Origin of the sequence: Pantoea sp. GL120224-02 (assembly GCF_900215395.1) — a bacterium.
Classification (GTDB): domain Bacteria; phylum Pseudomonadota; class Gammaproteobacteria; order Enterobacterales; family Enterobacteriaceae; genus Pantoea; species Pantoea communis.
Map to the genome: position 1 here is coordinate 178,098 of NZ_OBEC01000006.1, position 14,045 is coordinate 192,142.

At 55.2% G+C, this 14,045-nt stretch carries 10 protein-coding genes; 6 read left to right on the forward strand and 4 right to left on the reverse strand.

Annotated elements, in window-relative coordinates; translation table 11 throughout:
* Positions 1-3: 3 nt before the first annotated feature.
* Genes bcsA through bcsR form a run of 3 tightly spaced genes read right to left on the reverse strand, consistent with a single transcriptional unit; the run spans position 4 to position 3,541 of the window.
* Entirely contained in the window at positions 4-2,619 is a 2,616-nt protein-coding gene (gene bcsA, locus CRO33_RS13745; RefSeq protein ID WP_097118496.1) for a UDP-forming cellulose synthase catalytic subunit, read from the reverse strand.
* On the reverse strand, positions 2,616-3,347 hold the full coding sequence (bcsQ, locus tag CRO33_RS13750) for a cellulose biosynthesis protein BcsQ (RefSeq protein WP_097118497.1): 732 nt from the start codon (positions 3,345-3,347) through the stop codon (positions 2,616-2,618). The genes bcsA and bcsQ overlap by 4 nt, the downstream gene beginning before the upstream one ends.
* A complete protein-coding gene (bcsR, locus tag CRO33_RS13755) occupies positions 3,347-3,541 on the reverse strand; it encodes a cellulose biosynthesis protein BcsR (protein WP_034827811.1) in 195 nt (64 codons plus the stop codon). The genes bcsQ and bcsR overlap by 1 nt, the downstream gene beginning before the upstream one ends.
* 193 nt (positions 3,542-3,734) lie before the next feature.
* On the opposite strand from bcsR, the gene bcsE reads away from it, so the two are divergent.
* The 6 genes from bcsE (at position 3,735) to CRO33_RS13795 (ending at position 12,702) form a co-directional block, all read left to right on the forward strand.
* Positions 3,735-5,282: a cellulose biosynthesis protein BcsE gene (gene bcsE, locus CRO33_RS13760; RefSeq protein WP_097118498.1), complete on the forward strand. Its 1,548-nt coding sequence runs from the start codon at positions 3,735-3,737 to the stop codon at positions 5,280-5,282.
* Positions 5,282-5,470: a cellulose biosynthesis protein BcsF gene (bcsF, locus tag CRO33_RS13765; protein WP_038643825.1), complete on the forward strand. Its 189-nt coding sequence runs from the start codon at positions 5,282-5,284 to the stop codon at positions 5,468-5,470. The genes bcsE and bcsF overlap by 1 nt, the downstream gene beginning before the upstream one ends.
* Positions 5,470-7,110, forward strand: a complete 1,641-nt coding sequence (gene bcsG / locus CRO33_RS13770) for a cellulose biosynthesis protein BcsG (RefSeq protein ID WP_097118499.1) — start codon at positions 5,470-5,472, stop codon at positions 7,108-7,110. Before bcsF ends, bcsG begins: the two co-directional genes overlap by 1 nt.
* Before the next feature lie 308 nt (positions 7,111-7,418).
* Positions 7,419-9,431 (forward strand): biofilm formation regulator HmsP, encoded by a 2,013-nt coding sequence (hmsP, locus tag CRO33_RS13780; protein ID WP_176505774.1) that lies wholly within the window; start codon positions 7,419-7,421, stop codon positions 9,429-9,431.
* A 230-nt stretch (positions 9,432-9,661) separates the two neighbouring features.
* Entirely contained in the window at positions 9,662-10,942 is a 1,281-nt protein-coding gene (locus tag CRO33_RS13785; RefSeq protein WP_034827821.1) for a dicarboxylate/amino acid:cation symporter, read from the forward strand.
* A gap of 245 nt (positions 10,943-11,187) precedes the next feature.
* Positions 11,188-12,702: a M16 family metallopeptidase gene (locus CRO33_RS13795; protein WP_097118502.1), complete on the forward strand. Its 1,515-nt coding sequence runs from the start codon at positions 11,188-11,190 to the stop codon at positions 12,700-12,702.
* A 279-nt stretch (positions 12,703-12,981) separates the two neighbouring features.
* Here the strand turns inward: CRO33_RS13795 and CRO33_RS13800 are convergent, their stop codons facing one another.
* Positions 12,982-13,854, reverse strand: coding sequence for an alpha/beta hydrolase (locus CRO33_RS13800; protein ID WP_034827823.1), 873 nt, complete (start codon positions 13,852-13,854; stop codon positions 12,982-12,984).
* Positions 13,855-14,045: the final 191 nt, after the last annotated feature.

Consider the following 14,045-nt stretch of genomic DNA (forward strand, 5'->3'; position numbering starts at 1 on the left):
AACTTATGAAAAATCGGTTTTGATTGCCGCAGGTGCGCGGCTAATGCCCTGCGGCAGCAGTGTTGCCAGCCAGCTCACCAGGGAAGTCAGTGCACGGAAAAGACGGCGCAGCGGGGCAGGGCCATACTCCGCCAGACGCAGGTAACCTTTGAAACCCAGCACCATAATATCGGCCAGACTCTGCACCGGTTTATCTTCCGGGAAGCCGTCCTGCCACAGCGCCCAGGTGTCGGCGCGGGCGAAGGTACACTGGATAAATTCAATATGCTGGCGGGTGGTGAGCTGATGCAGACGAATCCCCGCGCGACGGCCAAATACACGCTGAACCTGGCACGGGAAGCTGAACTCCTGCTGGCCACGGCGCAGCAGCAGCCACACCGGCTCATCCTCTTTCAGTGCATCCGCCTCACGCAGTTCAACACCGACACCACCATCTGAATAGTCGCGCAGGGTGCACGGCACCATATGGCCATCTTCACGTGCAATGGCGGCGGGCATGGCGATCTCCACGCGATGTGCTTCACGAATCTGGCGCGCTTCCACCGAAACCGCCACGGCACCGCCGAGAATAATCATGTTGTACACCACCCACACCAGGCTGACCCAGATGGTGAGTAACTCGTTGGCCGGGCCATACGCCATGCGCCAGAACGCCATGCCGATACCCGCGATATTCAACAGCACCAGCATCATATACGGCTTGGTGATCACCCAATCGAGATGGCGCTCTTCGACCAGGCCACCTTTGGCTGTGACGTTGAACTTGCCTTTGTGCGGGTTAAACAGCGCAACGGTGGTGGGGCGCGCGATATACCACGCCAGCACGGTTTCATACACTTCACTCCAGAACGAGTGACGCCAGCGTCCCTGAATGCGCGAGTTAGTCAGGCTGGTGTGCAGCATGTGCGGTAGCACATAGATGGCGATCGCCAGCGCCGGCGCGTAGATGATGTAGGCGTGGCATAGCAGAAACGCCAGCGGTGCCAGCAGGAAGATCAGACGTGGAATCCCGGCGAGGAAGTGCAACATGGCGTTGGCGTAGCACAGCCGCTGTACCAGCTTTAGGCCCTTGCCCATCAGCGGATTGTCGAGGCGGAAAATCTGCACCATGCCGCGCGCCCAGCGAATACGCTGGCCGATGTGTGCAGACAAACTCTCGGTGGCGAGGCCCGCCGCCTGTGGAATACGGATATAGGCGGAAGTGTAACCCTGACGATGCAGACGCAGCGAGGTGTGCGCATCTTCGGTTACGGTTTCCACCGCTATGCCGCCAATCTCATCCAGCGCGGCGCGGCGCAATACGGCGCAAGAGCCGCAGAAGAACGCCGCATCCCAGGTATCGTTACCGTCCTGCACCAGGCCGTAGAACAGCGAGCCTTCATTGGGGGTCTGGCGGAAGCGACCGAGGTTACGCTCGAACGGATCGGGCGAGAAGAAGTGGTGCGGCGTTTGTAGCATCGCAAGGCGGTGATCCTTCAGGAACCAGCCCATGGTCATCTGCAGGAATGAGCGCGTCGGTACGTGGTCACAGTCAAAAATCGCCACGTAATCGCTGCGGCAGGCCACTATCAATGCGTGATTGATGTTGCCGGCTTTGGCATGTTCGTGGGTAGGGCGCACCACGTAATTGATGCCCACGCTGGCGGCAAATTCGCGAAACTCCTCGCGGCTGCCGTCATCCAGAAGGTAGATGTTGAGCTTGTCCTGCGGCCAGTCGATGCCCATCGCGGCATAAATGGTTGGTTTCACCACGCTCAGCGGTTCGTTGTAGGTGGGCACCAGGATATCGACGCTGGGCCAGGAAGTGATCTCGGGTGGCATGGAGACCGGCTGGCGATTGAGTGGCCACAGCGTCTGGAAATAGCCCAGTACCAGCACCGTCCATGAGTAGGTTTCAGCGCCAATCAGCAGCAGACCGAATGTCAGACTCAGCGGATCGTCCCAGTTCAGGGTTTCAGTGTAGCGCCACCACAAATAACGACAGGAAATGGTGAGTGACAGCACAATCAGCATGATAGTAGAGAGGCGGCCCGGCACGCGGCGCACCATCATCGCCAGGCCCCACAGCAGCAGTACAAAGACAAATTGCGTGGTGATGCCAAATGGCTGTGAAATACACAACAGCGCCAGCAGGCTGGCGACAATCGCCGCGACCATAAACAGCAGCTGGCGTACACGCGGTGGCAGTTTCTGCAACTGCTGTTCGGTACGCAGATGAATGCCCGTTTTCGCTGTGTGCGCGGGAAGCGCTCCCAGCCACTGATAAAACTGCTGACGCCAGCGGAACAGGGGGCCAAACGCGTTAAACCGTTTACGCTCGCTGCGTGCGCTGTTGTCGAGCGGTAACACCAGCATCAGCCACAGGCTCTGCATGGCGTAACGCACAACGTCTAACGGGCGTGGACGTAGCGGCGAGATTTGCGGATAGTATCGCTGACGCTGTTGCAGCAAGCGCTGCCAGCCGGGCATTTCCAGCCGCAGCAGCGACCAGGCGAGCACACACCATAGCAGATGCAACATCACGGTTAAGCGGCCCGCGCCGTGCTGGCGCGCCACGCGGGCACGGCTTTGCAGCGCCTGCCAGGCCTGAGGTACCAGCAGCCAGCGCAACGGATTCACGCCGCACCGCCCGCAACGTTCAGCAATAGCCAGTTCGCCAGCGTATTGATTTCTTCGCTCGCCAGCGCATGAGGACGATATTCGCCCACCGGTTGTTTCATCATCAAGGCTTCTGCCAGTGCTTCATCGCGGTGAATCACCTGCGGAATCAGATTCTTTAGCGTGCGCAGCCACAGTTGATGCAGATCCTGTTGCAGCTGACTGTTGGCGTTGAATTGATTGATCAGAAACAGCGTGTGCGGCAAAAAACGCGGATGGTGCAACCGCAACTGGCAGTTAGCATCCAGCGATAGCACCTGCAGCAGGCGATCGGCGTGGAGGGTGAAGGATCGTTGCCACGGCAGCAGATCCGCTGGAAGGTCGAGGATCACCCAGCGATACTGTGATTTCAGGGCCGGCAACGCCTTCAGCAACGGCGTGGCGAACGAGGTGTCGGCGTTTTGCAGACTTGAGCACTGCTGAGAGGTTAATGCGCCAAACGGCAGGAAATCGAGACCGGTTTGATAGCGCTGCGCGCACTGCTGCCACGGCTGCTGTTCCAGCAGTGCGGGAACCCAGCCCTGGGTATGATTGAGCGGCAAGTTAAAATGGGCAGCCAGTTGATTCGAATCAGAAAAGTCGATGACCAGCACCGACTCCTGTAAAGCATTGAGCGCCCAGCCAAGTGCCGCACTGAGTGATGTTGCGCCACAACCGCCGCGCAAACCTTGTAAGGCAATGACCGGCATTAGCGTTCAGGCTCCTGGTCGGCGGATAATTCACGCAGCAGCGGCCAGCGCGTCAGCAGACTATTCAGTCGCTCTTCGCGGGCAATATCAATGTAACGAAATGCCTTAAGGGAAAAGGCTTCGCTCAGGGTATTAATGTCATCCTGATCTTCAGTGGTAGACGCGATCAGCGAAAAGGCATTCTCTGTTTTCATTACTTTTTGCCACCAAAAAACAGCAATGGATGAATTGTGGTTCTATTTTTTGTAAAGTTTAAACCCGGAAAAATGCGCAGACTATGTAAAAATCGATATCATTTGAGATAGCGCAGGTTTTAATTATTTCAGCAGTTCCAATCGTTGCCGTCTATATTAAACTAGCCTGGATTGTTCTGATCGCGAAACAAATATGAAAAATCGCTATGCGCTTGGCCTACAACAGGTTCAGCAGGAATTAGTTAACCTGCAAAATCCGGGGTTTTATTGGATTACCAGTCAGCGTCAGGAAGACGCGCGGGTACTGCTGCGTCAGGTGGTGAGCCATCAACAGGCGGCAACCCTGGTCAGTTCAGATGAGAAGCCTCAGTCTTTACTTACGCCGGACCCACTGACGGGCCCAGCGCGCATTCCCTTATTTTCGCTGCCGGCCAATAAAACCGGCCTGCAGCATCTGGAGAATGATTTCGCGCGTGTACTGAATAGCCGCAGTGGTTTAGTGCTGTTTTACAGCAATGCAGCGCTGTGGAGTAAATTATCCGAGGATGAACTCACGCTCTGGGTGAAACGCATGCGACGATTGTTAATCAAAAAACAAATCACGCTGCTACTGATCACTTCGGGGGCGTCAATTATTCATCTGCGTAATCATCTACAGCGTTATTTTCGCCAACTTGATGGTGTCGCACATTTAGAATTTCAACAGGATAGCTGGCAATATCGAATTAACTGGTGGTATTCCGCAGACAAATTACTGGCTGACCGTGCAATTCGATTGAGTTGTAATGAGAATCAATTCATTGCCATTAATGAAGTGGAACAAACTACGCCGCTTAGCCTCAATGATGAAAATCAGTTTCTGGCACAGGAAGGGGTGCTGGAAGGTGCGCCGCCGCTCTCCAGCCAGTGGCAACTGTTTAGCGACAATGAGAGCGTATTCTCGCGTGCCCAGCAGGCCAACGCTGCCACGGTCATTTTTAGCCTGGCCCATAACCAGGATATCAATGCCCTGGCAAAAATGGTCCATAGCTTGCGCCGCTCACGCGGTAACGCATTAAAGATTGTGGTGCGCGAAATTAGTACCAGTCTTAGGTATAGCGATGAGCGGTTATTGCTGGCGTGTGGTGTCAATGCCATCGTGCCCGGTGCACAAACGCTGTCACGCTTTCTCACCACGCTGGAAGGGATTCAGGGCCAGCAGTTTACGCGTCATGTTCCGGCCAACTTGCCCGCGCTGATGCAGGCATTACAGCCGCTGCAGCAAAAAGGGTATTTGCAGCTGGAGCCGTTCTGCGCGGCGGTACAGCAGCTGATGAGCAATACGCTGCTGCCGGAAAACGACAAGGGGCTGATGGTGGCATTGCGCCCGGTGCCGCAGCTGAAACCTGAGCAGATTCTGACGCTGTGTAAACCGCGTCGTTTTGGTGATTTGGTGACGCTGATTAACGATCGCATCTATCTGTTTCTATCATCCTGCCGCTTCAACGATTTGGATATCGCGTTGAAATCGATTTTCTCACTGCCGCACGATGAGTTGTTCAGTAATCGCGTGGTGTGGTTCGAGGACAACCAGATTTTGTCGGAAGTGCATAAGATTCGCCAGCTGACGCCGGTGGCGCAGCGTGAAGTGCCGATGGCACCGATTGAGGCCCCGCGGGCAAACAAGGTGTCCGCTTCTGACCTGCGTGGGGCGCAAACCCCGCAGCCTATTATTCTCAATCTCGATGGAGATCGCCGCTGATGACACTGATGGATTGGGTGCAGGTGGCGATCCTGCTGTTATTAATTTTACTGTTCCTGAAATCGTTGTTTGTGCGCTGGTTACCGCGCAGTAGCACCAGCCTGCTGATGCGTCTGCTGCCACCGCGTGCGCTGAAGTCGGAAGGGCAGTGGCAACGCAAATCTGCTAAAACGGATACCAAACCGTAATGAGTAATAACAAACCTTCGACGCTGCACGCTTCGTGGTGGCGCGGTCTCGGCGGCTGGAATTTCTACTTCCTGATCAAATTTGGTCTGTTGTGGTACGGCTACCTTAATTTTCATGCGCTGAGCAATCTGGTGTTCCTGGCGTGGCTGCTGTTCCCGCTGCCGTCACGTCGTTTGCATCGTGTGCGTCACTGGGTATCCTTGCCGATTGGCTTTGCGCTGTTCTGGCATGACACCTGGCTGCCGGGGCTGGAATCGATCATGAGCCAGGGTAGCCAGGTCGCGGGCTTCTCCTCAGCTTATCTGCTCGATCTGCTGGAGCGCTTTATCAACTGGCAAATGATTGGCGCAGGCTTTGTGCTGCTGGTGATCTATATGTTCGTGGCGCAGTGGATCCGCGTCACGGTGCTGGTTTCTCTGATGCTGATCTGGCTTAACGTGCTGACCATTGCCGGACCGGCGATGAATCTGCTGCCAACCAAAGCGGCGACACCGGAAGTGGCATTGAATAACCCTCCAGCCGCGACCAAAGCACCGGAGGGACTGGACCAGTCTGCACCACCGACCAGTGCCAATCTGACCTCCTGGCTCAATCGTTTCTACGACAGTGAGCGCCAGCGCGCCACCCATTTCCCGGATGCGCTGCCCGCGGATTCGCAGCCGTTTGATATTTTAGTGATTAACATCTGTTCGCTGTCATGGTCGGACATGGATGTAGCACAATTGCGTGACCATCCGCTATGGAAGCATTTTGATATCCTGCTGGACAACTACAACTCTGCCACCGGCTACAGCGGTCCGGCAGGGATTCGTTTGCTGCGCGCCAGCTGCGGCCAGACTTCACACTCCAATCTGTATAAGGCCACCGACCAGCGCTGCTATCTGTTTGATAACCTGGCGAAGCTGGGCTTTAAGCAGGAACTGATGATGGATCATACCGGCGTGTTTGGTAACTATCTCAAAGAGCTGCGTGAAGAGGGCAATTTGCAGGCACCGCTGATGTCACAAGCGGGAATTGCGCCAGAATTGACCTCCTTTGATGGTTCGCCAGTGTTCAATGACGGGCAATTGATGCAGCGCTGGCTCGACGATCGGACTAAAAGCAGCGATGCGCGCAGTGCCACCTTCTACAACCTGATTCCGTTGCATGACGGCACGCGCGAGTTGGGCAGCACGCGCACCGCTGACTGGCAGCCGCGCGCTAAAATGCTGTTTGATCAGCTGGATACATTCCTGACCAATCTGGAGAAATCAGGACGCCGCGTGATGGTGCTGGTGGTACCGGAGCACGGTGCTGCGCTGCAGGGCGATAAAATGCAGATGTCCGGTCTGCGTGATATTCCCAGCCCGAGCATTACGCATGTGCCGGTGGGCATTAAGTTTGTCGGGATGAAAGCGCCACACCAGGGACAGCCGTTGAGCATTGATACACCAACCAGTCTGCTGGCGATTTCCGAGATCATTTCCCGCGTGGTGGATGGTCAGGTGTTTAACGCGCCGAACGTCAATATGTCGGTGTTAGCGGATAATTTGCCGCAATCACCGGTGGTGTCCGAGAATGATAATGCGGTGGTGATGATGTATCAGGGCAAACCCTGGATTCGCCTGAACGGCGGCGATTGGGTGCCCTATCCGCAATAATCTCTCAATGGCGGTGCAGCAGGTTGCACCGCCAAATTCGGTGCACAATTCCTAATCACCGATTTATCTCGTGTTTCCCGCCTCTTTTCGACTTTATCCCGGCGCAAATCAAGGCTGACCTGCGATATACTCGCTGCGCATTTCATCTATACCCGTCATTCTTCAAGTTGCAGGTGCGTTGGCTGTGCTCATTTACCCCAGTCACTTACCTGAGTAAGCTCCTGGGGATTCATTCCCTTGCCGCCTGCCTGCACCTTGAATAATTTAGGGTATTCATAGTCGATTTAAGTGGTCGGGAGAGGGTTTTGTTGCGCGTCAGTCGCTCGTTAACGATAAAACAGATGGCAACGGTGTCCGCCGTGGCGATGGTGACCATCAGCATCTTTATCGTCATCCAATTATTCCACTTTGTGCAGCAGCGCAGAATCGATTACGCCCAGCAGATGGAAAATATCGCCCATACGGTGCGCCAGCCGTTGTCGGAGGCGGTGCTGAAAGGGGATATTCCGCAAGCCGAACGCATCCTGAATACGCTGAAACCGGCGGGCATTCTGTCGCGCGCCGATGTGGTATTGCCGAATGCGTTTCAGGCGCTGCACGCCGATTTTGTGCCGGAAAAACCGGTACCGCGCTTCGTGGCACGTCTGTTTGAACTGCCGGTGCAAATCACGCTGCCGCTTTATTCGGTAGAGCGTACTGGGCTGCCGAAGCCTATCGCCTATCTGGTGCTGCAGGCCGACTCTTCTCGGGTATACCAGTTCCTGCTCAGCACGCTCTCGACCATGATCACCACCTATTTGCTGCTGGCGCTGATACTTTCGGTGTCGATTAGCTGGTGTATCAATCGCCTGATCGTCCATCCTTTGAGAAGTTTGTCGCGTGATTTGCAGGAGTTGCCACCGCAGGCCATTCTCACGCACAAGCTCGACCTGCCGCATAATCATCGCGACGATGAAATCGGCATGCTGATCCGCAGCTACAACCGCAATCAGCAGGTGCTGGAGTCGATTCATGATGAAATGAGTCGCATGACCACCCATTTTGCTGTCACCGATCTGCCTAACCGCGCCCTGTTCCTCGCGTTGCTGGATCAGCACGCCAGCCATCGCCATAGCCGTCAGCCATGGGGATTGATGGTGATCCGTATCGAAACACTGCAGGAAGCCAACGGCGTACTGAGTGATGAGCAGCGCGATACGCTGATGCTGACGCTGGTAGAGAAAATTCGCAGCACCGTTGACGATCACACGTTACTGGCACAAACCGGGCCGAGCGATTTCGCGCTGCTGATGAAGCGCGCGCACAACCCGTTCCGCGCCATGCGTCTGGCGCGCAACCTGATGATTCGCATTAACCAGCCGGTGAACCTGCATCAACTTCAGCTGCGTCCAAACGCCAGTATTGGCCTGGCGCTGCATGATGACAGTGTCGTCAGTGCCAGCGAGCAACTCGACCGCGCGACCTCGGCAATGATGTCGGCGCGTCATCAGGGCAAAAACCAGATTCTGTTCTTTGATCCGGCGCTGACTGAGCGGGCGCAAAAACGCCTGACGCAGGAGCACGATATCCTGCAGGGGTTGCAGGATGGTCAATTTGCACTTTATCTGCAGCCGCAAATCAATATGCAAACCGGTGAGCTGGCGGGCGCGGAAGCGCTATTGCGTATGCGTATGCCGGATGGCAGCTATGGTTTGTCAGAAGAGTTTATCGCCAGCGCGGAAGAGATTGGGGTGATTTCCGCGATTGGGCGCTGGGTGTTTGAAGAAGCCTGCCGCATCCTTGCCGCGTGGCAGAAGCTCGGCATCAATATTCCGCTGAGCGTCAATATATCGGCAGTTCAGTTGCGTGACCCCAGCATGGTGAGCCATTTGCAAGGCTTGCTGGAGCGCCATCGTATTGCACCCGGCAATTTCGTGCTGGAAATTACCGAAACCGCGCAGATTGGCGATGCCGAGCAAGCGATTTCGCTGCTGCGTTCACTGCAGCAAACCGGCGTGGCCGTGGCGCTGGATGATTTTGGCATGGGTTACTCCAATCTCAATTACCTGCATCAGTTTAAAGCGCTGCCGGTGAACAAGCTGAAGATGGACCGCAGTTTTGTCGCGGCGCTACCGGATGATGACACCATGGTGCGTATTGTCGCGGCGATTGCGGACATCATTCATCTGGATGTTATTGCTGAAGGCGTGGAAACCGCTGAGCAGCGAGACTGGCTGCTGGCACGCGGAATTACTATAGGGCAAGGCTACTTATACGCTGAAGCGCTCCCTCTTAACGTCTTCAACCAACGCTGGCTTGACAGCTCGTCACATCCTGAATAATCACATTGTTTATTGATTTTTCTCACGAAATTGCAGTCAGATAGTTTGCTGAAGCGTTTCAGTTCATAGTTAGAGTTTTGTAACTTTTGTAAGGAATGTAAGGGTATATTAATCCTGTTATCGGAGTGTTATTTTCCCGCAATCGGTAAGGTTTTTCGCTTCCAGGCGGCTTGCCGCATGCGTTCTCCATAATAATGGCGGTGAATTCCGTCTATACCTGGACACCTGTTATGAAACTGTTCAAAAGCCTCTACTTCCAGGTGCTGGTTGCCATCGGCATCGGCGTCCTGTTAGGCCACTACTATCCTGAGTTAGGCGCGCAAATGAAGCCGCTTGGCGATGGTTTCGTTAAGCTGATCAAGATGATCATCGCCCCCGTGATTTTCTGTACGGTGGTGACCGGTATTGCCGGCATGGAGAGCATGAAAGCAGTTGGACGGACTGGCGCAGTTGCGCTGCTCTACTTTGAAATTGTCAGCACCATCGCACTGATTATTGGCCTGGTCGTGGTTAATGTGGTGCAGCCGGGCGCGGGGATGAACGTTGATCCCGCGACTTTGGATGCCAAAGCCGTGGCGGTTTACGCCCAACAGGCGCAAGAACAGGGTGTTGTTGCCTTCTTGCTTGATATTATCCCGGGTAGCGTGATCGGTGCCTTTGCCAGCGGTAATATCCTGCAAGTGCTGCTGTTCGCCATTCTGTTTGGTTTTGCCCTGCATCGTCTGGGTAACGCCGGTACTGTGATGTTCAACGTCATTGAGAGCTTCTCCAAAGTGATCTTCGGCGTTATCAATATGATTATGCGCCTTGCGCCGATCGGTGCCTTCGGTGCCATGGCGTTTACCATTGGTAAATACGGCGTGGGCTCACTGGTGCAACTCGGTCAGCTGATCATCTGCTTCTACATCACCTGCGTGCTGTTTGTGGTGGTGGTGTTAGGTTTGATTGCACGCTGGGCCGGCTTCAACATCTTCAAATTTGTTGCCTACATCAAAGAAGAGCTGCTGATCGTGCTGGGTACCTCTTCATCTGAATCTGCGCTGCCGCGCATGCTGGATAAGATGGAGAAGCTGGGTTGTAAGAAATCGGTGGTGGGTCTCGTTATTCCAACGGGATACTCTTTTAACCTTGATGGCACCTCGATTTACCTGACCATGGCGGCGGTATTCATTGCCCAGGCCACCAATGCGCACATGGATATCTTCCACCAGATCACGTTGTTAGTGGTGCTGCTGCTCTCCTCAAAAGGCGCAGCGGGCGTGACCGGCAGTGGCTTTATCGTGCTGGCGGCCACCTTGTCTGCAGTCGGACATTTGCCGGTAGCGGGTCTGGCGCTGATTCTGGGTATCGACCGCTTTATGTCCGAAGCGCGTGCATTGACCAACCTGGTGGGTAACGGCGTGGCGACGGTTGTCGTGGCGAAGTGGGTCGGTCAGCTGGATGAGAAGCAGATGAAAGCGACGCTTTCTTCAGCGAAAAAGGTCAATAACGCCTCACAAACCAGCGTCTGATCGTCTATTTGCGTTAATTTCCCGAGAAATGCCCGCTGTCGCTTGCCCTGACAGCGGGCATTTGCATAATAAACCCCATTGATTTTTTTCCCGATTTTTTACCTCGTTGCGCGACATCCTGACCTTCCTGTGGTCAAAGAGTCTGTTCTTCATTAAACGTGGCGGCTATGGGCCGCGCCGGTCACCAAAGATGTGACCGTACATGTCGCGATAACGAGCGTTGATCTGTTTATGTAGGGGTTCACATGCAGGGCACCAGAATTCGACTTTTGGTTGGCGGATTAATCCTTGCGGCATCCGGCTTTGGCGCGCACGCCGAGACACTCCAGCCCGATCCCGCGTGGCAGGAAGGCAAACTGGACAATGGTTTTAGCTGGCAGTTACTCACCACGCCACAACGTCCAAGCGATCGTATTGAATTACGTCTGATTGTTAACACCGGTTCACTGGTGGAGAGCGCTCAGCAAACCGGTTTCAGCCATCTGATACCGCGTCTGGCAATGGTGCACAACACCGCGCTGGATACCAATCAACAGCGTGCACTGTGGCAGCAAGCCATGGATCCGCAACGCCCGTTGCCGCCAGCGATCTCATCGTACGATTACACCCAATACAACCTGAGCTTGCCCAACAACCGCCCGGAGCTGCTGAAAGAAGCGCTGAACTGGCTGGCGGCGACCGCAGGGAAAATGACCATCAATGAGCAGGTGGTATCAACCGCGCTGACCGCGACCGATCCGATTGCCACCTGGCCGCCAAATACCCAGGATGTCTGGTGGCGCTATCGCCTGAAGGGTTCAGCGATGCTGGCGCACGATCCGGGCGAGCAGCCGCGTGCGCCGGTGGATATTGCACAGCTCAACAGCTTCTATCAGCAGTGGTACACGCCGGATGGCATGACCCTGTATGTGGTGGGCAACGTTGACAGCCGCAGCATGGCAGAACAAATCAACAAAACCTTCTCCGCGCTGAAGGGGAAACGGGTTGCGCCCGCAGCGCTGCCTACGCTCTCTCCTTTACCGCATCAGCCTGTCAACCTGGTGAATGGCGGGATGAGTCAGGATCGCCTGTCTCTGGTGTGGGATACGCCGTGGCAACCGATTCGTGACTCACAGAACTTACAGCACTATTGGCAGAGCGATTTGGCGCGTGAAGCGCTGTTCTGGCATGTGCAACGCGCTCTGGCGGACAGCAAAGCACAGAGCGTGCAGGTGGGCTTTGATTGCCGCGTGCTTTACCAGCGTGCGCAGTGTTCCATCAACATGGACAGCCCGAACGCATCGCTGGCGCAGAACATGAACCAGGTGGCGAAAGAACTGGCGGCAGTACGTGATAAAGGGTTACCGCAGGATGAGTTTGATGCGCTGATGGCGCAGAAGCTGCTGGAACTGAATAAGCTGTTCGCCACCTATGCGCGCACAGATACCGATATCTTGATGGGGCAGCGTCTGCGCTCGCAGCAAAATGCGGTGGTGGATATCGCGCCGGAGCAGTATCAAAAGCTGCGTCAGGCCTTTCTCAGTGGGTTGACGCGTGACCAGCTGAATCAGGAATTGCGCCAGCAGCTGACGCAGGAACTGACGATGGTGCTGATTCAACCCCAAGGTGAAGCTGAGACCAACGTGAAGATGCTGCAGGACGACTGGGATAAAGTGATGAAGGTACCGGATGCGCCTGCGGCACCGGCGGCTTCTGATGAAGCTAAACCGGAAAGTAACGGCAGCGCGAGCGCGACCGACCCGGCTCAACCCTCGTCATGACGCAGGATTTATCATTCATGGCCGAGTCATAAAGTCTTATGATTCATGGCATATGAGATCGCCAAAAAAATTTGAGTAGCAGCACAAAAGTGCCTTGAGGCGCTTTTGAACATCACATCCATGCAGCCACGTCGCTGCGTTTCAGGGCATGAATTATCCCTGAAATAATTTGAGCCGCATTAAGGCGGCAAGTATGTTCATCGCCAGTCACTGACTTAAGCCGGTGACTGGGGTGACTGCGTGCAGCCAGCGCCGCTGCGGTTCAAATTATGAAGGGGATTATGTCTTAGCGCGTAGCCATTCGGTGACCAGCATCGGCCAACTGGCGAGGGGCAGATCCGCGACGCCGCGAATGCCAAATCCATGGCCGCCTTTCTGATAAAAGTGAATTTCCACCGGCACCTTGTGCTCACGCAGGGCGCTGAAAAACACCATGCTGTTGTTTACCGAAACCGCGTCATCATCGCTAGCGTGAATCAGCAGCGTGGGCGGTGTCTGCGCATGTACGCGCGTTTCCATGGAATACGCATCAATCAACCTCTGATCCGGCCATGCGCCGAGCAGGCGAGTGCGCGAGCTTTCGTGTGCCAGACCGTCGCGCATGCTGATCACCGGGTAGAGTAGCACCATGGCATCTGGACGTGGCGAGAAGCTGTCGGCCTGATCCTGCACTGGATAAATTTTCTCACCAAAGCGCGTCCCCAGGCTGGCAGCCACGTGCCCACCCGCTGAGAAGCCCATCATCACAATGTATTTGCCGTTCATGCCGCGCTGCGCACGATCGCGCAACACGCGCACCGCACGTTGTGCATCGGCCAGTGGGGCATCGGGACCTTCGTGATGGCCATCGTAAGGCAGGCGATAAGTCATCACTGCCAGCGTATACCCCATCGATGTGAAGAACGTGGCGAGGGCACTGCCTTCACGGTCAATCAGCACTCGCTGATAGCCGCCGCCGGGCGCCACCAGCAGCGTAATGCCGTTGGAGGTTTCCGGGTGCCAGATTGCCATTTCAGGGCAACGCACGCCGGTCGCGGCGCGGTCATAAGGTTCGTACTCTTTGGCGAGATCGACAATTTGCGGTTGAGCGCGCGAATCACTCGCGCCTGGCGCATCACCGTGTGGCCAGATATTAATGATTTCTGTGTGCATAAATCAGTCCTGAGCGAGTCGTGTTGTCATTATTTTGTTCGCGGCCGGATTAACAGCGTCCTGCTGTTGTTGATTAAAACATGGTCTGTTTTCGCGCTGGCGTCCAGCCGAAAACCCACCATTTCTGCAGTTTCGGACTATGCCTGGCGGCCCGATTTCTGTCCGTAATCTATTGAATTTAAATTGATATG